Origin of the sequence: Chitinophaga filiformis, from assembly GCF_021646545.1 — a bacterium.
In the GTDB taxonomy this organism is placed as follows: Bacteria; Bacteroidota; Bacteroidia; order Chitinophagales; family Chitinophagaceae; genus Chitinophaga; species Chitinophaga filiformis_A.
In genome coordinates, this window is record NZ_JAKIRP010000001.1 from 590,045 (window position 1) to 610,121 (window position 20,077).

The following is a 20,077-nucleotide window of genomic DNA, read 5'->3' on the forward strand; positions in this document are numbered from 1 at the left end:
ACAAAGGCTTCCGGCCATAAAAAGATCGCTTTTTAAAGCTTAAAACCAATTTTTTGCAATTCATCTGGCATAATTTTGCGTTATTGCATACCATAATGGCCATTGATGAAAGTAAATACACTACATTCCAACAATTTCTGCTCAACCTGCTGAGCCTGTTGACCATTATACCATTAGCACCTTACCTTAACCGGTATATTCCCCCATTAGTGCTGCAAGGCTGGCATATGGATATGTTTGTGGCTGTGCTGATTGCCTTCCTGTTCACCCGTTTATTGTTATGGATCTTCAGACCGCTGATCATCCCGGCCTTTGTACTTGTCTGCAGCGTATTGTTTATCAATTATTTCACGGACAATTATTCCTTTACCAATGTGCTGAACGACTACAAGGGAATGGTACAGGGTAACTGGGGCGCCAAGAACAACAAACAGTTCGACATTCTCAGCCTTTACCCCAGACGCGTGGAAACCTATCGGGATAAAACTGTGAGAGGCATACGGGATAAGGTCAATTACAAAGATTCCCTCGTCCGCAACTTCTCCGTAGCTCACTCTGTCGAAGGGTTTGATGAGTATTTTTCCAAATACGGAAAAGTGTCCCGCTATCTTGCATTGTTCCATTATATAAACAGGCATTTCAAATATGTGCCTGATACGCACCGTGACGAATATTTTGCTACCCCCATGGAAACGATTCAGAATGGTCTGGGAGGTGATTGCGATGATCACTCTATCCTGATGTCCTCCTGTCTGCAATCTATCGGTGCACGTTGCCGCATTGTACTTATACAGGGCCACGCATATCCCGAACTTTACTGTGGCACTAAAGAGGACTTTGAAATTATGAAACAGGCAATTGTTACTTTGTTTCCCCGACCTCCCGTGAAGGAGATCCACTACCACGAGATGAAAGGCGAATATTGGATAAACCTTGACTATACGGCCCGTCATCCGGGTGGCAAGTATATGAATGACAAGGTTTATGCATTGATCGAATTATGACACAAAGAAAGCATTAGTAATGAGCCAGTTTAAAACGATAAAGAAGTATCACTCTTTCTTCAGGTTTAAGCGTGATTTTGAGCGATACAGTTTAAGAAAGGTCAGGAGCTATGAGATTATTATTCACTGGCTGCACAAGGTATTAAGCAGGGGTCAGTTCCTTATACTATCTGGTATCCTTGTTGGTCTGGGTGCTGGAATAGCAGGAGTAGTACTGAAAGTACTCGTACACTATATACACTACTTTATCACCCACAAAGTACATTTCAGTACACAGGTTATTTTTTATATCGTCTTTCCATTCCTGGGCATCGTGCTGACTACTCTCCTGGTGATCTGGTTTTTCAAAGGCCAGTCCAGAAAGGGGATTGGGCTCATACTCCATGAAATTGCGCAGAACTCCAGTTTTATTCCGCCGGTAAAAATGTATTCCCAGATCATGCAAAGTGCCATCACGGTGGGTTTGGGTGGATCTGCCGGATTGGAGAGCCCAATTGCCGTGACAGGCGCCGCTATTGGCAGTAACTATGCTCGTAATTATAATCTGGGATACAAGGAAAGAACACTATTATTGGCGGCCGGCGCTACTTCCGGTATTGCGGCAGCTTTCAATGCACCCATTGCCGGAGTGATGTTTGCCTTTGAAATACTGCTGACGGGCGTCGTTTTCTCCGACTTCATTCCACTTATATTAGCAGCTGTCTGCGGTAGCTTATTGTCAAAGATCATTCTGCAGGAAGAAGTATTGTTTCATTTTGAAACCAGGCAGCCATTCAATTACTATAATGTTCCCTACTATATCGGATTGGGGTTATTATCTGCACTGTATGCGCGCTACTTCATTGTCATATCGCAGCGTATTGAACATTTCATTAAAGGCCTCAAATGGTCCACTCTGCAGAAAGCCATTCTGGGAGGTGTGATCGTATCCGTATTGTGCGTACTCATGCCTCCTTTATTCGGAGAAGGATATGCCAGCGTGAAATTACTTGCAGGCGGCTATTCCGATGAGATCATTCAGAATAGCTTTTTCAGGTATATTCCCACACAGAGCTGGATACTCTTGTTGTTCACCGGTTGCATCTGTCTGCTGAAAGTATTTGCAACGGCCTTCACTATCCACAGCGGTGGTAATGGTGGTAATTTCGCGCCTTCGCTTTTTGCAGGTGGCTTTCTGGGCTACTTCTTCGCGCTGCTGTGCACTCACCTCGGATTTGACAATGTTCCTTTCACTAACCTGGTGATTGTAGGAATGGCCGGTGTCATGAGCGGGGTAATGTATGCGCCGCTGACCGCCATTTTCCTCATTGCTGAATCAAGCTCCGGATACGATCTTTTCATCCCGCTGATGATCGTATCTACCACATCATTCCTGCTGGCGAAATGGTTTTCGCCCATTTCTCCGGAATTAAAACATCTGGCAGATACGGGAAAGATTTTCACAAAAGCGCACGATAAAAATATCCTGTCCCTCCTGAAACTGGAGGAGCTGGTGGAAAAAGACTTCCAGCGGATATCTGCTGATGAAACACTGAGACAGCTGATCGAACTGGTAAAGAACGGACATCGTAATGTCATCGGTGTAGAAGGCCCCGACAACCGGCTGGACGGCGTCATCACACTGGATGATATACGGCAGATCATGTTCAACCCTTCGTTATACGATACTGTGACCATCAGACAATTAATGAAACCTCCACTTGCTGTAATTGATCTCCACGATAATGTAGCGGATGTGATCAACAAATTTGACGAAGTACATACCTGGAATCTGCCGGTCACTGATGAGGGCAAACTGGTTGGGTTTGTCTCCAAATCGGGCATACTTAATCAATATAGATTATTATTGCAGGAGTATTCATGATCTTCATCCGTCGGATCATGCTTGAAATTTAATCCGGTTTATGGCGAAAATTCTGATCTTATTTGCGCATCCTGCATTTGAAAAATCCAGGGTGCATTCACAGTTACTGACTGCCATACGTGGCATGCAGGGGGTGACGCTGCATGACCTTTATGAGGTGTATCCCGATTTGAACATTGATGTAAGGCATGAGCAATCCTTACTCCTGCAGCACGACATCATATTGTTTCAGCACCCGTTTTACTGGTATAGTGCTCCTGCTATGATCAAACAATGGCAGGACCTTGTGCTGGAACATGGCTGGGCGTACGGGCGTACGGGTACTGCGTTACGTGGCAAAATGGCGGGCAACGTTATCTCCGCCGGCGCTCAGGAATCGACATACAGCAAAGAGGGTTGGCATAAATATACCATACACGACTTCCTTTTGCCATTCAGGCAAACGGCGATGTTGTGCAATATGCAGTATCTGGAACCTTTTGTTATTTACGGTACACACCGGCTTTCCTACACGGGCATCCTGGAGCAGGCAGTTGCTTATAAGAAGATGCTGGAAGGGCTACGGGACGGACAAGCAAAAATTCAATGACATGGAACATTCATACTTCTTTATAGCAATGATATACCTGGCTGCGGCGGTAATCTTCATCCCGATAGCCAAAAAGCTCGGCTTAGGTTCAGTACTGGGGTATCTGCTGGCAGGCATCGTAATTGGTCCATCCCTCCTGGGCTTTATAGGACATGAGGGACAGGATATTATGCACTTTGCGGAATTTGGTGTCGTGATGATGTTGTTCCTGATCGGTATTGAACTGGAACCTGCATTATTGTGGAATATGCGGGCGCCTATACTGGGGCTTGGCGGATTACAGGTGCTGATCACAGCCGCTGCAATTGCCGGACTGGCCCTCTTGCTCGGACAGCCTTTGAATGCTTCACTGGCACTGGGTATGACGCTGTCCCTGTCATCAACGGCCATTGTGCTGCAAAGTCTGAAAGAGAAAGGACAGCTGTCATCAGCGGCAGGCCAAAGTGCCTTTTCAGTACTGCTTTTCCAGGACATCGCCGTCATTCCAATGCTGGCGATCTTCCCTTTACTGGCTGGTCCTGATTCGAACAGTACAGCCGACCATGCCACCTCACTCAGGGATAACCTGCCCGCCTGGATGCAGACCCTGGTGGTACTCGGCGCAGTGATAGTGATCATTGTAGCAGGACAATATTTAGTCCGTCCATTACTACGGGTAGTGGCGAGAACACGTGTAAGGGAATTGTTTACCGCTTTCGCATTACTACTTGTTGTAGCGATATCCGTACTTATGAGCCTAGTGGGATTAAGCCCGGCATTAGGCGCTTTCCTTGGAGGAGTGGTATTGGCCAACAGCGAATACAAGCACGAACTGGAAAGCGATATAGAACCTTTTAAAGGCCTGTTATTGGGCTTGTTCTTTATGGCGGTGGGAGCGTCCATCGACTTCAAACTGGTACTCTCTATGCCTTGGGTGATACTCGGCCTGGTGGTATCTTTAATGATGCTCAAGACGATCGTACTGCTGGTACTCGGCCGGGCATTCCGTATCAGCATCGAGCAAAACCTGCTCTTTGGTATGGCGCTTTCCCAGATAGGAGAATTTGCGTTTGTATTGTTAGCCTTTACCCAACAGAATAATATACTCTCTCCCCGGATGACCAGTATCATGACCGCCGTGGTAGCGCTCAGCATGGCACTGACACCATTGCTGTTACTTATATACGAACGTATTATTCAACCTCGGTTCAATCAGACCAGTACCGAAGGCAACCCCCGTGAGGCAGACGAAATCCAGGAGAAACACCCTATCATCATTGCAGGCTTTGGGCGCTTCGGGAACATTGTAGGGCGTTTCCTGCGGGTAAACGGTGTAAAGGCAACCATCCTGGACCTGGATTCAGACAGGGTAGATGCATTACATAACCTGGGTGTCAAGGTATATTACGGAGATGCTTCCCGTCGTGATCTGCTGGCCGCTGCCGGCGCTGCAGATGCGAAGATCATTATTGTTGCCATGGACACCGTGGAACAGACGCTCGATGTGGTGAAGATGGTACGTAAACATTTCCCTCACCTGCAAATGCTGGTAAAAGCAGAGCATATTCCTGATACCTATGAGCTGATGGACCTTGGCGTATTACATATCTATCGTGAGACGTTGGATACCTCATTGCGCATGGGGGCAGACGCGCTACAGATGCTAGGCATAAGGGCCTATCATGCACATCGTAATATCAGTACATTCAGAAAGCAGGATGAAAAAGCTCTAAAAGGCCTGTCTGCCATCAGGAATGACAAAAAGCTCTACATCAATACCGTTAAGCAACGTATTGAAGAACTTGAAAAACTGATGTCCAATGAACGGGTAACCAAATGGAATCCTTCGGCGCAGGGATGGGATGAGCAATCACTAATCGACGAGGCCAACCAGGATTAAGGCTCCTGACCGCTTACAGCTTCCTGTATCCGGCGGGCAATGTCTTCCAGCAGCTGCGGGTCAACGCTATGCCCGGCATGTACATGTTTATCGCCAATAGCTCGCAGCTGTCCTTCCTCATCTTCTTCGAAGGTGATCTCACATTCTTCAACAGTTACTTTGTAACTGATCTTATATTGCTGTATCCATGGGCGTACCTCCAGGATATGAGGCTTCTCCTTGTACTCAAACTTCAGTATAAATGGTTCGTCCAGACCTTCCATAGTTCACTAATTAGCATGCAAAGATATTCTATTCAAAGCTCTTATTCCGGATACGCATTTTTTCCTCTCTCGATAATTCGTGAATGAATAACAAAGAGAGAGAAGCGGCGGCACTGATGATCAGTATATATCCGATAAAGCCGAGTGTGTGAAATAACCGGAACAGCGTCCAGTCGTTGATAATAGCGTACTGTGCTAAAACAGCCAGCACTGTTCCTAAAAGCCCAAAGGCAAATGCAATTCTCTTCATAAAGGGTACGTTTTGGGATCCGTTATTCTTCTCGAATTAATTGATCTTTTTGTCCGTTTTTTCGTTGGTTAAGTCCTAGTGTTTAGGGGGCAAACAAAATGCCATGGCATCCGTAGCGCAAAGTTAATATCAACTTGATTTCTCACGTAGATAGTTTTCCACATTTAATGGAAACTATGAAAATGTGAATAACTGCACACCTAAAGTATCAACAATATTCTGTATTGAAATAGGATGTATCATATTGATAATTCTTACATAAACGCATCATTTATAAACTTTTTTACCATAATTTTATCATACTTTATTAATACAACACTGCTGAATTCAGCCACAGGCATAGGAATTAACTGCTATATGTTGTGAATAACTACCAAAACGATCATCGAACAATTTTCCAGTTTTAACGATTATTAAGTGCTTACCGGTCATCTATTCAATGGCTTGTACCGGTATGGATTAATTTGAGGGAATATAGTACCCATCGGCTTTTCCAGGCCGGGGGTTTTCTTTTGACTCTTCCACCGGGATCGCCAACCGGCAAACACAACGCTCCAACGAAGCGGGGAAAATACTTGTCCTTTTAACGCTCATACCCATTTATACTCGTTTGCTGTTCCAAACTCCACCCATGCGTCTGGTATACTTCCGGTGTGCGTCTTGTACACTTCTCGTATAAGCCCGGTATAACGCGTATATAAGGGGCTATCTTAGTATTCGATTCTATTCGCTTCGCTTGAGATTCGTTCGCCTGAGATTCGGTTAAGATATGGTAGAGATATAGTTGAGATCCGCTTATCCTATCTTAACCTTCCCTATAAAAGGGGAGGATTAAGGGAGACTAAGTGAATCTCAACTATATCTCTACCGACTCTTTACTGTATCTCCACCAAAGTAATGTCTGCCATTAATGGCAGATCAGCATCATCTATTGGAAGCCAGCCAACAGCGTCCCATAAAGCGGCACCTTATATTTATCATTGGACCCGCGGAAGTAGCAGCGGTTTCAGATGGGAATGGCGGGCCTTCGGCTCTCTGGGCTACGACTGACGCAGCTAAATCAATATTCCAAAGCCCATCCGATTGACAAAGCTAGACATCCTTCCGCCGCCAGAGAGGCGCCGACCGCCATCCCATACTGAAACCGGGCTACTTAGCGTGAATAATCCCCCCCACTCATCTTCGCTTAAGATTCGTTGGGGGCTATAGCCTATAGGCTCTCTACTATAGCATTATAGGCACTGTTCTATAGCCATCGCTATAGAATAGCTGTGCTAATGCAGGACTAGAGCGCCTATAGCTATAGAATCGCAGGCTACATCAAGCGAAGTCGGACCCTTTTTGTACCATGAGAGGTCCGGTACCCCACCAGGTTCAACCCAAAGGCAGTGCAAAGGCTTCTTACACCGCAAGGGGCCAATAAGCCAACTGGGAATCAGGCCATCTGATACTATTTTAACATAAAACACCTGTTCGAACAGTGTTCGAACTAGCAACGAACTAGCGACGAAGAAGCATCGAACAACATACAGCATCAATCCAGCATAATAGAAACAATAGTAGGGGGCCTGATGCTATTTCCAAAGCCTGAGAGAACAAGGAGAGAAGACGGAGAGAACAAGGAGAAGCATCATCGGCCCGGCACCAAAAAATAAAAGCCGGAATAAGATTATTCCGGCTCATTACCTAAACCTACAACTGTTACACTGTTAGTAACATATCTTTAATATCATTTAGTGCATCGCACTTGGATCCAGTTTTGCTTTTCTGCTGCCTTTAACCATCAGCACAAATGGTACACAGATCAGGAACATCAAACCCAGGTAGAGGAATACATCCATATACGACATTACCACAGACTGCTTCATGACGCTGTATTCCAGTGCCTGATAGGCACTTCCCGCAGCCCTCTTGGCATCCATTCCTTTTGCAACAAAGTTGGCTGTCATTCCTGATACTCTGTTCATCACATCAGGGTCATTAGTGTCCAGCTTACTCACCAGATCTACACGGTGTAGTTCATTACGGCGGGAAACAAATGTTGTGATCAGTGCCACACCAAAGGAACCTCCCAGCTGACGCATCATACCGGTGAATGCCGCGCCTTGTCCTATCTGTTGACCTTTCAGTGTTGACAATGAAAGAGTTGTGATAGGAATAAACAACATACCCATTCCGACACCTCTTACAATCAGCATCCAGAAGAAGGCTTCTGATCCTGTGTCTGGCGTAATGATCTTATATCCCCAGAAACAGAAGACAAAGAACAGGAACATTCCCAATGCTACCAGATACTGTTGCGGTATTCCCTTTTCCAGCATTTTTCCTATAAAAGGCATCATAAATGCTGTGGTCAGGGCGGCGGGTATCATCAACATACCCGACTGTGTAGCCGTCCAGCCTAGTGTACTCTGAGTATATAGCGGAATAATGAAGGTAGATCCGTATAACCCGAAACCCATCAGGAAAGATAACAGCGTACCTGCCCGAAGATTTCCATTTCCAAGCACCCTCAGTTCCACTATGGGGTTCTTGTATGACAGTTCTCTCCAGATAAAGAAGAAGAAGCCCAATACTGCCGCAATTCCCAATATCAATATTGTCGAGTCATTAAACCAGTCATCTTCCTGTCCACGTTCTAAGACGTACTGGAGTGCTCCCACCCCTATAGCCAGGAGTCCAATTCCTAACCAGTCGATCTCACTCGCTGATTTCTTCTCACCATATTTTGGGCTTCTTACGAATTGTAGTGTAAGCAGGGTCGCTATTACTCCGATTGGAATGTTTATATAAAAAATGTAAGGCCAGGAGTAATTATCCACTATATAACCACCTAAAGGAGGACCCAGTGTCGGGCCAATGATCACACCCAGACCATAGATCGCCTGTGCCATCCCTCTTTTCTCCGGCGGATAGCTTTCAGTAATAATAGTTTGTGAAGTCACAAGCAACGCTCCACCACCTAAACCCTGTATAAAGCGGAATAATACGAGCTCCCACATGGCAGTGGCATTTCCGCAAAGGAAGGAGGATATCGTAAATATGACGATGGAAACTGCGAAGTAGTTACGACGTCCGAACTGTTGTGATAACCAGCTTGTCATCGGTACAATAATTACGTTACCGATAGCGTAAGCAGTGATCACCCAACCTATTTCGCTCAGCGTGGCCCCCATGTTTCCGCGCATATCATTCAATGCCACGTTCACGATGGTCGTATCCACGATCTCCAGCAAGGCGCAAAAGATGGCAGTAATTGTAATGATCACCCGACGGGCTCCATATTCTACCAATGATTCTTGTTGCATCGCGTTTATCAATTAGTTGTATAAAGATCAGTTACCGAATGTCCCCGCCTGGTGACACGAAATACGCTATTGTATAAAAGACCAGACTAAAAGTAATTCCTGTTTATTCATCACCCGCACCACACAAGCGGGGCCATTCGTGACTGACATTAATCAAGATGTACGTCCACAACTACGTTCATACCCGGACGGAGTTGTTTAACCTCAGGTTGTTTCAGATCGTTGAACTCGATCTTCACCGGCAGACGTTGTACAACCTTTACGAAGTTACCTGAAGCGTTATCGGGAGGCAGTAAGGCAAAACGTGCACCTGTAGCAGGAGAGAAGGAGGTTACTTTACCCTCGATAGACTTACCTGGGAATGCGTCCACATGCACACTTACTTTCTGACCCAGTTTCATTTTATCGAGCTGTGTTTCCTTAAAGTTGGCCACTACCCATACGTCGTTAGATAAAACTACGCTGAAGAGTGACTGACCTGCCTGCACCAGTTGTCCTGGTTGTACATATATTTTTGACACTTCCCCATCTTCAGGAGCGGTGATGATAGCGTAGCTTGCCACCAGTTTTGCATTATCAACTTCTGCCTGACGTTCTTTGATCACAGCTTTGGCAGCATTGATCTGTTCAGCGGTAGCATCACTTTGTGTAGACACAGCACTTGTCTGACGGGCAGCCACTTTTTTCTGTTCTTCCAGTACATTCAGCTGGCGTTCTGCAGTTTGTTTTGCAGCCAGGGCCTGCTCATATTGTTGCTGGGTAATAGAGTGATCCTTAATCAGGTTGCTGTAACGTTCGTAGTCCTGGTTAGCGCGCCATACATTTACCTTGGCGGCTTCTATCTGTGCATCTACTGCTGAGATATTTGCCTGGGAAGAAGAAACGTTTGAGCGGGCTGCAGTAGTAGTAGCCACTGCTACCTGTACATTTGCTTCTGCAGCGGCCAGTGCTGCTTCTGCCTGTGACACTTTGATCTGCAGATCCCTGTCATCAAGTATTACCAGGGTATCGCCTTTCTTTACACGTTGGTTATCTTTAACACGTACCTCTTTCACATAACCTGTTACTCTCGGGATCACAGGACTCACATTTGCTTCTATCTGCGCATTGTCGGTCTCTTCGTGATGTTGAGCATGTATATATTTAGAGATACCGAATGCACCACCACCGATAACAAGGATTGCCAAAACGATGATGAAACGATAGTTCCTCTTTTTAGGAGCTTCATGAGCATTCTGGGAACTTTTATTGTTAGTTGTAGCTGTTTGCGTTTCCATATAATATATATATGATTGTTACTTTTTTTAAAATCCTGATTGATTATTTCCCGGCCTCTGCACCTGTTTCATTCAAGACACCTGCGGTTTCAAGTAGTTTGGTATAAGCAACTACCGCATCAGCTTTAGCAAAAGCATAGTTCAGTCTTGCCTGTACGTTTGCCACATCAGCTTCCAGCAGGTCTGTAGTGGTAGCCAGATTATTCTCCTGCTTGTTCTTTACTATCTTATAATTCTCACTTGCCTGGTCAATTGCCTTCATGTAGGCTTCTATCTTCTTCTGATTCACTAAATAATCCTGATATGCCTTGTTGATAGAAAGATGAATATTATCTGCCAGCAACTCCTCATTTACCTGTACTTCCTGCATTCTTATTTTCGCTTCTGTCACTTTTGATCCGGCTTTCCAGAGGGAGGAAGGAGAATATTTTACGCCGATGCCGGCATTCAGTGCATTGGTCACTGTCAGGGCGTTAGGTACACTCAGGGCAACATAACCGCCAGTCAGTGCTACTGAGGGATAATATTCGCCTTTAGCAGCTTTGATACCTGCGTTCGCAGCTCTTTCACGGGCGGAGAGTGCAGCGGCATCCTTGCGGTTCTGCAGGGCTATCTGTTCCCATTCGGCAGCAGCTTTGGTACCCGCGGGTATCTGTTCGAAAGTGGTAGTATCGGCGGTCAGTGTTGTCGTTTCTGGTAAGCCCAGCAATAAATTCATCGCGATATTAGCCAGTTTGAGATTACTTTCTGCTTCCAGCAGAGATACCTCTACATTCGATTGCTGCAGTTGCACTTTTAATAAATCGTTACGAGCTACGATACCATTTTTCTCAAGATTGGTAAAATCTGCCACCCGCTGTTGCTGTTGTTTCAGATTCTCCTGTACAAGCGTCACCGCCTGTTGCGCCTTATACAGATTGCTGTAAGCGTTGATCGTATTCTGGATCACTGCTTCGCGGTCTTTGTCGGCATCCAGTTTTGCTGCTTCAGCCAGATATCTTGCTGATTCTTTCTGGCTCTGGATAATGAACCCGGAAAAGATCGGCAGGGAAACAGAAGCCATGGCGTAGGCTACTGAATTCACTTTAGGAGATGATCCGCCACCGGAACTATCACTACCTCCTACCTTCAGTTTGAGATCTACATTCGGCTCGTTGATACGGAGGTATGAAGCAGAAACGCTTACGTCTGGTAATTGAGAATTGTTGGCGGTTTTAACTGATGCCAGTGCTGCGTCAATCTTGGTTTTGCTGAGTTTGAGTTCTTTACTGTTTTGTATACTAAGCGTTATGGCTTCTTTCAAAGACAGGCTCTTCTTGTCTTGCGCCTGGCTACTGAGATAAGGTAAAGTCAGCAGAAGGGCGCACACTGTAAGAGACCATAGTCGCCTGTATGTGCTATTAAGCTTCATGGATTAGAATGGCTTTAAACAAATTTTTCAAATGATTGCTTGTATGACTGATTAGATATTCCTGAAGTTGGCTATCTGTAAGATGTTCTAAATTGCTCATGCGCTGGAAATGATGCCTGGTAGACATAATATGGTTAGTTGTACCTACAAGGGTAACCACCATCATCATGATATCCACATCCCTGTTAAATACCCCATTTTCCTGTCCTTCATTAATGAAGGATTTGATCACTTCGTATACCTCTTTTTTATTTTCGTGAATAAGTTCGTTCACTGCTATATCTTCCTGGATCTGCGCCCTTATCATCATCAGATTGAAGCAAGGATTGCTCATAACCCGGGCAACGTACGTTTCCACCAAAGCATCAAATCTTTCAACATATGAACGCTCTGTATTAGTAAGCGTTGCCGTCAACGTCATTTTCCAGGCGATGATTCTTTTCAGGAAGATGGCCTCAATTAATTTTTCTTTTGAGCCAAAGTAGTAAGATATCATTGCGATGTTCACATCAGCCTCATGAGCAATATCCCTCACTGAAGTGGCATGAAAACCATGAGAAGCGAACAGCTTCTCGGCAGCCTCCAGGATTGATAATTGCTTTTGATTGTATTCCATGTGTAAATCGAATTGTGAGTACAAAGTTAAACAAACATTTAATTAAATCAAACGACTGTTTAAATCTAGGTAACTTTAATACATTTTTAAGCTGATTTTAAGGTTATTGCCTTGATTGAGTTAATTTTAGCTAGGTCAGCTATGGAACACATTAATATTTTTTAATACCCAATAAAAAAGAAGGGCTGCCTGCGAGGCGAGTGAACAGAAAGAACTAACAGTCTCAAAATGAACATAATGGACTCATTGATTCCAGGTTTTTCATTTTACTTTTGAGCCGTTAAAAAAATTGTTGTCCCGATTCATTCAATCAGTCATGCTATATCTATTTGTAAGTGAGTTCACTTTTGCCGATAAAACCATTCATTCTTTATCCAGAACCAATACATTATTATGTACTATTTTTTAAGGAACCATTGTTTATCAGGCAGTTTGCCTGTATACATTGAGAGGATCCATTTAAACCTGTTTTTGTACCTATCGTTATATTTATGCCTATTCCTATATCTATATCTATTTTCTGGTCTAAATCTATCTCTATATCTATCCATATCCATTATCTGAAAACGATACCGGATTCAATCGTTCCGTCCAATCCGGGCTGAATTCCATTTTTGCTTTACTGTTCGTCGCGCATCTTTGGTCCGTCTTACAGCTTTGACGTTACCACAGCAGCGAAGAACATCCATTGCTTGTGTCTAAGGCGTTGTAATTCTTTATAATGCCCTGGACGGGGGTCTGTACTTTCTTTAATACACACCAAGGTTGATAAAATAGATGATTACCCCGGAGCGCTGTCCAGCGCTCTGGCTTTTCAACTTATCCTCCTTCAGGAGATAATTGCTGTACTATACAGCTATTGGCCCAGCAAGGCCTGAGCCACCGTGTCTATAAAAGATTGTGCAGGAAAAGAGTATTATTATGTAATCAAAATATAATTACTGAGCGCAAATACATTAATAATTATGACGCAATACCAAGTAGCTTGTTTTGGAGAAGTGCTCTGGGATATTTTGCCAGATAAGGCCCTGCCGGGAGGAGCACCGATGAACGTGGCCTATCATCTTCAGAAATTATCCGTGCCTGCGGCTATGATATCCAGTATTGGAAACGATGAACCTGGCCATACCTTACTGGAAATAATGAAGCAATATCAGCTGACAACCGACTATATTCAAACTGATCCTATCAATGAAACAGGAAAGGTTTATGCCCGTCCATCAGCAGAAAATCCGCTGGAGATGAAGTACGAGATCGTGCGACCTGTTGCCTGGGATTATATTTCTTTTACACCTGCCCTACGGGAACTGGCTCAGCAACCAGGAGATACTTTCCTCGTTTTCGGTAGCCTGGCCAGCCGGAATATGGACAGCAGACAGACCTTACTGTCCTTATTAAAAGGAAACCGCACCTTTGTACTGGACATTAATCTGCGTCCTCCTCATTTTGACCAGGAGCTGCTGGTAGAGCTGTTACATCATTGCCACATATTAAAACTAAATGAGACCGAACTTGCTACCATCGGCAGCTGGCACCAGTGGCCAGACAATATGGAGGCACAGGCAAAAGCACTGAGCACACAATATTCCATTCCAACTATCATTATTACGCTAGGGGAGAAGGGAGCCGCCCTGTTAAAAGGGGGAAAATTCTATCAGCATCCCGGATACCGCGTAAAGGTGGCTGATACAATCGGTAGCGGAGACGCTTTTCTAGCGGGCTTCCTGTATAGCACCATTAAAAAATACGATCCTTTCGATACGCTTTCTTTTTCATGCGCGCTGGGCGCTGTAGTAGCATCCTATCACGGTGGATGTCCTGACTATCAGCGAGCAGAGATCATTACACTGATGGCAGCTCACGGGTAGAAGTTGTCAGAACGAGTAGAGGGGAGAGTGCCTGAACTCGTTGCCGGGTTACGATTGTAGAGATGGCATTCTGCCAGGTAAAGTAAGCGAACATTTTAAAGAATTCATCCAACGGGGCATAATTTAGAATTATGCCCTTTTTTTGCATTTTAACCATTCAATTAAGCCATTCATTGAAAAAATCTAAATAACGCCTCCATCTTTCTTATATTTAGCTCATGTCTCAACTTATTCGTCATGTGATTACAGGATTGGGAATGGTATGCCTGTACCTCCCATCTTACGCACAACAAAAGCCGGCCTATGTGCCTCCCAGGCAATATCACTCTTATCAGACTGATGTCCCTATCAAAATAGATGGGATAGCAGACGAAAATGCATGGTCAAAAGCTGTATGGAGTGATGATTTTACAGATATTGAAGGCGATAAACAGCCGGCGCCAGCCATGCGGACACGCCTGAAAATGCTGTGGGATCACCAACATCTCTACATCCTTGCGGAACTGGAAGAACCTCATATCTGGGCGACCTTACATCAGCACGACACTATTATCTTCCAGGATAACGATTTTGAAGTATTCGCAGATCCCGACGGAGATGGTGAAAAGTATTTTGAAATAGAGATCAATGCTCATAATACGGTGATGGATCTCTTCATGTCCAAAGCGTACCGGGTGGGCGGAGACGCGCTGATGACCTGGGATACCAGGGGACTCCGGACGGCAGTTCAGATAGACGGTACATTAAACAATCCGCAGGATAAGGATAAAAAATGGACTGTAGAAATGGCTATCCCTTTCAGCGCATTTGGTTTCTTTAACCAGGGCCTGACGCCTAAAGACGGAGCCCGCTGGAGAATTAATTTTTCCCGTGTTGAATGGGATACCGATATTGTGAATGGTCAGTATATCAAGCGCAAGGATCCCAAAACCGGTAGGCCATTGCCTGAGCATAACTGGGTATGGTCTCCTCAGGGTATCATTAATATGCATGCACCTGAAAAGTGGGGCTACCTGTCTTTCGTCGCTAAACCTGCCGGCAGTGCTCCGGTTACCTTACCGCTGCCTGCTATTGAAGCGGCAAAGGAATATCTCTGGGATGTATACGCCAAGCAATTGCAGTACCGCAAAAAGAATGGGCGCTATGCGTCTAACCTGAGTGCACTTGGTATATCAGCCACCACGATCACGGTGCAGGGAGTAACTTACACATTACAAATGGAGGGTATCACGGATCAGTTCACGGCCACCCTGCTGAATAAAAGCTCAAAAGAACGCTGTTCTATTAATCAAGAAGGGAAAATCTCTCAAAACTCATCACATGAATAAACGCAACTTCCTGAAATCAGTTGGTCTGGGTAGCCTGGCTATCATGCAACCAGCTATCCCGACTTTATCTGCTTCCGCGAAAACACCGTCCCAGCCGGCCAGAACAGCCAGGCATCGTGTATGGATAAATCCTGATGCAAAGGATACCGTTGCCGAACTGAAGCAACGTTATGCTGCTTACAAAAAAGCCGGCATAGGTGATATCTTCTTTGAAGAAGATAGCGAGAAGCATTTCAGAGCAGCGAAAGAGAATGGTATTATGGCACACAGATGGATCTGGACAATGAACCGTGGTGAGAAGGAACTGCTGGCCAGCCATCCTGAATGGTATGCGAAAAACAGAAAAGGAGAATCCTGTGCAACAAAGCCTCCCTATGTTGCCTATTACCGTTGGCTGTGCCCAAGCAAACCAGAGGTTGTCAACTATCTGAAAGAACAAGCCGAAGCAGTACTTTCAAAAGACTATGTAGACGGGCTTCACCTGGATTATGTGCGCTATTGTGATGTTGTTCTTCCTGTCAACCTGTGGACTAACTATAACATCGATCAATCTAAAGAGTTGCCTGAGTATGACTTCTGTTATTGTGAAACCTGCAGGGAAAAGTACAAAGAGAAAAAGGGAATAGATCCTCTGGATATGGAACATCCTGACCAGAGTCCTTCCTGGAGAAAGTACCGGTATGATCGTATCACGAATGTAGTCACCAACCTGGCACAGGTAGCCAAACAACATAAAAAGCCTATTACAGCAGCTGTATTTCCAACACCTGATATTGCAAAACGTATTGTAAGACAGGACTGGACAAACTGGCCGCTTGATTCTGTTAATCCGATGATCTATCATGGTTTCTATAAAGAAGATGTAAGCTGGATAGGCGAAGCGGTAGCTGAAGGGGTGAATGGTCTTCACGGAAAATTCCCCTTGTATGCCGGATTATATCTGCCGGATTTCAAAGGCAACATGGACGACCTGGAAAAAGGCATCCGCCTCGCGTTACAAAACGGTGCAGCAGGCGTATCATTATTCGGAAGTGTAAATACAAACGTATTGGATACGTTAAAAAAAGCAAGTGTATAGATTAGCATAAGTTCATGGTTTGCGATATAGTGCTAATGCCGGCTGATCAAAAAAGCACTCGGCAGCATTGCTCACCACTATCAAAAAAATGTCCGGGGATCAGGAATGATCCCCGGTTCTTTGAAATTAACCCCATGTCACTAATGAATCGAATCTTTGTAATAAGTTTCAGGTATCAGAAGTGATACCCGATGTCATTGAGAATTTGTTAAAATGAAACTTATGAAAACTATCCCCAGGTACCAGGAATGGTACCTGATTCAGGTTAAAACATCTATTATGCGATTGCGTCAATATTCCCAGTTTAAAATATCTTCGGATGTAGTAAAAGCTTCCGGGAGCCAGGAGTAGCTCCCGGTTACAAATTGAAAACCCCTAGATAAAAATGATTTAAAAGATGTGGCGCCTTTCAGCAGCTTGCAACCAATGCGATCAGCGCCACATTTGCATCCCAACATCAGCTTTTACTATCTATTATTAACCAGTTCTTATCTTCACACATTATCACAACTGCCTAATACACTTTCTCTCTGCAAATATGTTCCCTTTGCGTCCCTGAGGTTATTGATATACAGCCGCCTGCCAGGTGAATTACTTTCACTACCGCCAGGATCACTACTTCGATAACCAGTATACTACCTACCACAGCGCAGACAACAACAACTATTACCGCTAGTACATTTGCCATCTCTTTCACGCTGGTTCTTTACATCACTTAATCATTCATCAACACTTCCTACATCTATTCTTCCACACGTCATTCCGCCACTATGCGAGCATAATTAAACCGGGTACCAGGAATGGTTCCCGGGAGAGACTCTGTGGTTCGTTATACGTTGACCACTAACATAACCCCTATTATTTAAGCCAGCGCAATAAACTGCCTAAACAGTATATGCTTTACTGAATAACATTTATAGCCAAAGAAGCCCCAGGTAACAAGACTGAAACCCGGTTTATATTTAATTGTTTGTTAAACCCTAATTACTAAATAGCCGGAAAACAAAGGCAATATGAATTAACGTCCGTCCTGCAGGACGCTAATCATAGCTTTCATGGTGCTGTGTTTTATCCCCCTTAATAACATATCAACTGAATAATATTTTGCATTCTTCGTTAAGTAATTGCTTTGTATCATTTTCGTATAGGTATATGGATTAACTAAAGCTGTTTTATTAAAATGCTATTGGCGTTAGCGGCAACAGGACAAAAGTAAACACGCTTATCCGATTAACCTTGTATCATTACATTCATTAAACTAATAGCATTCATTTTATTCAGTTTGCGTAGAAATAAGGCTATAAAGAAAAAAATTTGTAGAGGAGAAGTGATGATAATAAAGGAGTAACAGTGATAGTAAAGGCATGACAAAATACAAACGGGGACAACATTTACAGGAAGGATTATCGGGGATAACATCATGGCTTATATATGCCTATTCCCGGTGGAGGTAACCAATCTATACCCCCAACCGGGCAATAAGCTGCATCAAAATTCCACCACAATTCCACTCTGCACTATCTTTATGCCTACCACCATGTCTATGGCTACAGCATATCCCCCTTGTGTAACTGCATGATCGCAATAGTAGCTCCCGCTACTTTGCATCAGTGTAAGATGTAAATTTCAATGCATAGGTATCTTGTGTTTAAATGGCCATTTTATGCTCATACACTACATCTCAGGACAAATCACTCCCGTATGATCACCCACGTAAGATCTGCAGATAATCACCTTTGTAATGAGTATGTGGAAATGATCAAAAGAGACTGCATAATGCAGTCTCTTTTGAAAGAATATTAATAACCGTCGTTTTGTTTGAGGTTCTTGTTAACAGCAAGGTCGCTGGTGGGTATTGGGAATAACAAATTCTTTGGATTATCGGAGGGTTTCAGCTGCCATACATCCAGGAACTTACCAAAGCGGATCAGATCCTGTCTGCGCCATCCTTCCCAATAGAGCTCGCGGCCTCTTTCATCGATCAGTTTGTCAAGATCTATAGAAGCCCATACGCTGGCCTGACGGTTAGTCCTGATCTGATTAACAATCGTCAGTGCAGCTGGTGCATTGTTGGTACGCAGCAATGCTTCTGCTTTCATCAGCAGCACATCTGCATAACGCAGAAATACGTAGTCGTTGTTAGCATTATTACTGCTCTTGGTTTCATTGGATGTCATATCAGGCGGATATTTTACTACCCTGATACCTGTTACTTCCAGTGTATTCGGATCTGTTTCCTGCAATTTCAGTTCCCTTGTGAAACTCAACAGATTTCCCTTCCTGTCTTTCAGCGCAGTACCAGCTGCATTATATTGCTGTCCAACAAGGAAACCTACCTTCAGCCCGCTCTTCTCTGTCACTCCCGGATAAGATCCGCCACGGCGTACATCAGTTGCTTCAAATTTGTCATAGAAATCAGAGATGGTAGCATAACCATTCCAGCCGCTTGGATCCTGGTTGTAGTGCAGAGTTGGCGCCCAGTGGCAGAACACTGCGTTTCCGCTTCTTACTGTACTGAAACCGGGACCATTACGCTGGGTGAAAATGTTTTCTTTTGAGATAGCATCATTGTTATAGGCGAAGTTGTCAAAGTAGTTTGTCAGACTATATTTACCACTCGCGGTAATAGCATCTGCCAACTCGATCACCTTTTGCATGTCAGCTGCATCGAATGTAGGAGCCGCCCTGTTAGCCCAGGCGCCTTTGTTAAGATAGACTTTCATCAACAGTGCTCTGGCGGCATTCTTATTGGCGGTATAAGCCGGTACACTCTCATCCAGTGTGTTAATCACCTCGGTCAATTCACTAATGAGATACGCTGTGGCTTCTGCCGGTTGCATTACCCTTGGTGCATTCAACAGGGTATCGCCGGGATTGCGGAAAGGTACCTGTCCCCAGCCGTCCAGGATGGAGAACATCGCAAAAGCGCGCAGGAAACGGGCTTCTCCCGCCTGTTGTGCAGTGGGATTAAAACTCAGCACATTGGACGCCAGGAACTGCAACTGCAGGATGTTGGAGAACGTGTTGCTGATATACGTATGATCTGGTGTCCAGTTGTGCAGTTTAAGCGCACGCCATACGCCGTTGTCATCCCAGTCGCCCCCACGGGTAGGAGCCACTGCTTCATCTGCAGTCATTTCCTGCAGTGCCCAAAAGTTGGATTGGTCCTGAAAAGGCAATTGCAGACCATTGTATGCTGAGATCAACAGTGCGGGAACCTTGATCAATGAATCTGCCTGTTCACGTGTCAGCGTGGAGCCCAACTGCTCATCGAGCGAGCAGGATGTCATTCCACATCCGAAGACAAGTGATAATATGATGAATGCTTTATTCAATCGCATA

Annotated in this window: 15 protein-coding genes; 7 read left to right on the plus strand and 8 right to left on the minus strand. The window is 44.6% G+C overall.

From position 1 onward, the window contains the following. Nucleotides 1–53: 53 nt before the first annotated feature. Genes L3C95_RS02365 through L3C95_RS02380 form a run of 4 tightly spaced genes read left to right on the plus strand, consistent with a single transcriptional unit; the run spans nt 54 to nt 5,336 of the window. Nucleotides 54–1,004 carry a transglutaminase-like domain-containing protein gene (locus L3C95_RS02365; RefSeq protein WP_236384802.1) on the plus strand — a complete coding sequence of 317 codons (951 nt, stop codon included), beginning with the start codon at nt 54–56 and terminating at the stop codon, nt 1,002–1,004. Nucleotides 1,005–1,023: 19 nt separating this feature from the next. Next, nucleotides 1,024–2,868, plus strand: coding sequence for a chloride channel protein (locus L3C95_RS02370; protein ID WP_236384804.1), 1,845 nt, complete (start codon nt 1,024–1,026; stop codon nt 2,866–2,868). Between the two features lie 40 nt (nt 2,869–2,908). Further along, nucleotides 2,909–3,457 (plus strand): NAD(P)H-dependent oxidoreductase, encoded by a 549-nt coding sequence (locus L3C95_RS02375; protein WP_236384805.1) that lies wholly within the window; start codon nt 2,909–2,911, stop codon nt 3,455–3,457. Nucleotide 3,458: 1 nt separating this feature from the next. Further along, entirely contained in the window at nt 3,459–5,336 is a 1,878-nt protein-coding gene (locus L3C95_RS02380) for a monovalent cation:proton antiporter-2 (CPA2) family protein (protein ID WP_236384807.1), read from the plus strand. Here the strand turns inward: L3C95_RS02380 and L3C95_RS02385 are convergent. The 6 genes from L3C95_RS02385 to L3C95_RS02410 form a co-directional block, all read right to left on the minus strand. Further along, nucleotides 5,333–5,599: a hypothetical protein gene (locus tag L3C95_RS02385; RefSeq protein WP_236384809.1), complete on the minus strand. Its 267-nt coding sequence runs from the start codon at nt 5,597–5,599 to the stop codon at nt 5,333–5,335. The two genes, L3C95_RS02380 and L3C95_RS02385, sit on opposite strands and share 4 nt — an antisense overlap. 28 nt (nt 5,600–5,627) lie before the next feature. After that, nucleotides 5,628–5,849 carry a hypothetical protein gene (locus L3C95_RS02390; RefSeq protein WP_149694268.1) on the minus strand — a complete coding sequence of 74 codons (222 nt, stop codon included), beginning with the start codon at nt 5,847–5,849 and terminating at the stop codon, nt 5,628–5,630. Nucleotides 5,850–7,582: 1,733 nt separating this feature from the next. Next, nucleotides 7,583–9,157, minus strand: coding sequence for a DHA2 family efflux MFS transporter permease subunit (locus L3C95_RS02395; protein WP_236384812.1), 1,575 nt, complete (start codon nt 9,155–9,157; stop codon nt 7,583–7,585). Between the two features lie 149 nt (nt 9,158–9,306). Continuing rightward, a complete protein-coding gene (locus tag L3C95_RS02400) occupies nt 9,307–10,434 on the minus strand; it encodes an HlyD family secretion protein (RefSeq protein WP_236384813.1) in 1,128 nt (375 codons plus the stop codon). 43 nt (nt 10,435–10,477) lie between these two features. Then, nucleotides 10,478–11,845, minus strand: a complete 1,368-nt coding sequence (locus tag L3C95_RS02405; protein WP_236384814.1) for a TolC family protein — start codon at nt 11,843–11,845, stop codon at nt 10,478–10,480. Next, a complete protein-coding gene (locus tag L3C95_RS02410; protein ID WP_262915813.1) occupies nt 11,835–12,461 on the minus strand; it encodes a TetR/AcrR family transcriptional regulator in 627 nt (208 codons plus the stop codon). Before L3C95_RS02410 ends, L3C95_RS02405 begins: the two co-directional genes overlap by 11 nt. Before the next feature lie 965 nt (nt 12,462–13,426). Here L3C95_RS02410 and L3C95_RS02420 point away from each other — a divergent pair. The 3 genes from L3C95_RS02420 to L3C95_RS02430 all read left to right on the plus strand — a co-directional run bounded on the left by L3C95_RS02420 (nt 13,427) and on the right by L3C95_RS02430 (nt 16,735). Continuing rightward, nucleotides 13,427–14,329, plus strand: a complete 903-nt coding sequence (locus L3C95_RS02420) for a carbohydrate kinase family protein (protein ID WP_236384816.1) — start codon at nt 13,427–13,429, stop codon at nt 14,327–14,329. Between the two features lie 218 nt (nt 14,330–14,547). Further along, nucleotides 14,548–15,657, plus strand: a complete 1,110-nt coding sequence (locus L3C95_RS02425) for a carbohydrate-binding family 9-like protein (protein ID WP_236384818.1) — start codon at nt 14,548–14,550, stop codon at nt 15,655–15,657. Further along, complete coding sequence (locus tag L3C95_RS02430; protein ID WP_236384822.1) at nt 15,650–16,735, plus strand: family 10 glycosylhydrolase; 1,086 nt, start codon at nt 15,650–15,652, stop codon at nt 16,733–16,735. Before L3C95_RS02425 ends, L3C95_RS02430 begins: the two co-directional genes overlap by 8 nt. Nucleotides 16,736–17,249: 514 nt before the next feature. On the opposite strand, the gene L3C95_RS02435 is transcribed toward L3C95_RS02430, so the two are convergent. Further along, nucleotides 17,250–17,423 carry a hypothetical protein gene (locus tag L3C95_RS02435; protein WP_236384823.1) on the minus strand — a complete coding sequence of 58 codons (174 nt, stop codon included), beginning with the start codon at nt 17,421–17,423 and terminating at the stop codon, nt 17,250–17,252. A 1,111-nt stretch (nt 17,424–18,534) separates the two neighbouring features. Further along, complete coding sequence (locus L3C95_RS02440) at nt 18,535–20,076, minus strand: RagB/SusD family nutrient uptake outer membrane protein (protein ID WP_236384826.1); 1,542 nt, start codon at nt 20,074–20,076, stop codon at nt 18,535–18,537. Nucleotide 20,077 lies beyond the last annotated feature (1 nt).

What these genes read in the sequence shown, in the direction of transcription:
- L3C95_RS02410 (WP_262915813.1), bottom strand. Translation starts at nt 12,461, where the DNA reads ATGGAATACAATCAAAAGCAATTATCAATCCTGGAGGCTGCCGAGAAG.
- L3C95_RS02385 (WP_236384809.1), bottom strand. Translation starts at nt 5,599, where the DNA reads ATGGAAGGTCTGGACGAACCATTTATACTGAAGTTTGAGTACAAGGAG.
- L3C95_RS02375 (WP_236384805.1), top strand. Translation starts at nt 2,909, where the DNA reads ATGGCGAAAATTCTGATCTTATTTGCGCATCCTGCATTTGAAAAATCC.
- L3C95_RS02405 (WP_236384814.1), bottom strand. Translation starts at nt 11,845, where the DNA reads ATGAAGCTTAATAGCACATACAGGCGACTATGGTCTCTTACAGTGTGC.
- L3C95_RS02420 (WP_236384816.1), top strand. Translation starts at nt 13,427, where the DNA reads ATGACGCAATACCAAGTAGCTTGTTTTGGAGAAGTGCTCTGGGATATT.
- L3C95_RS02395 (WP_236384812.1), bottom strand. Translation starts at nt 9,157, where the DNA reads ATGCAACAAGAATCATTGGTAGAATATGGAGCCCGTCGGGTGATCATT.
- L3C95_RS02390 (WP_149694268.1), bottom strand. Translation starts at nt 5,849, where the DNA reads ATGAAGAGAATTGCATTTGCCTTTGGGCTTTTAGGAACAGTGCTGGCT.
- L3C95_RS02425 (WP_236384818.1), top strand. Translation starts at nt 14,548, where the DNA reads ATGTCTCAACTTATTCGTCATGTGATTACAGGATTGGGAATGGTATGC.
- L3C95_RS02440 (WP_236384826.1), bottom strand. Translation starts at nt 20,076, where the DNA reads ATGCGATTGAATAAAGCATTCATCATATTATCACTTGTCTTCGGATGT.
- L3C95_RS02380 (WP_236384807.1), top strand. Translation starts at nt 3,459, where the DNA reads ATGGAACATTCATACTTCTTTATAGCAATGATATACCTGGCTGCGGCG.
- L3C95_RS02400 (WP_236384813.1), bottom strand. Translation starts at nt 10,434, where the DNA reads ATGGAAACGCAAACAGCTACAACTAACAATAAAAGTTCCCAGAATGCT.
- L3C95_RS02430 (WP_236384822.1), top strand. Translation starts at nt 15,650, where the DNA reads ATGAATAAACGCAACTTCCTGAAATCAGTTGGTCTGGGTAGCCTGGCT.
- L3C95_RS02370 (WP_236384804.1), top strand. Translation starts at nt 1,024, where the DNA reads ATGAGCCAGTTTAAAACGATAAAGAAGTATCACTCTTTCTTCAGGTTT.
- L3C95_RS02435 (WP_236384823.1), bottom strand. Translation starts at nt 17,423, where the DNA reads ATGGCAAATGTACTAGCGGTAATAGTTGTTGTTGTCTGCGCTGTGGTA.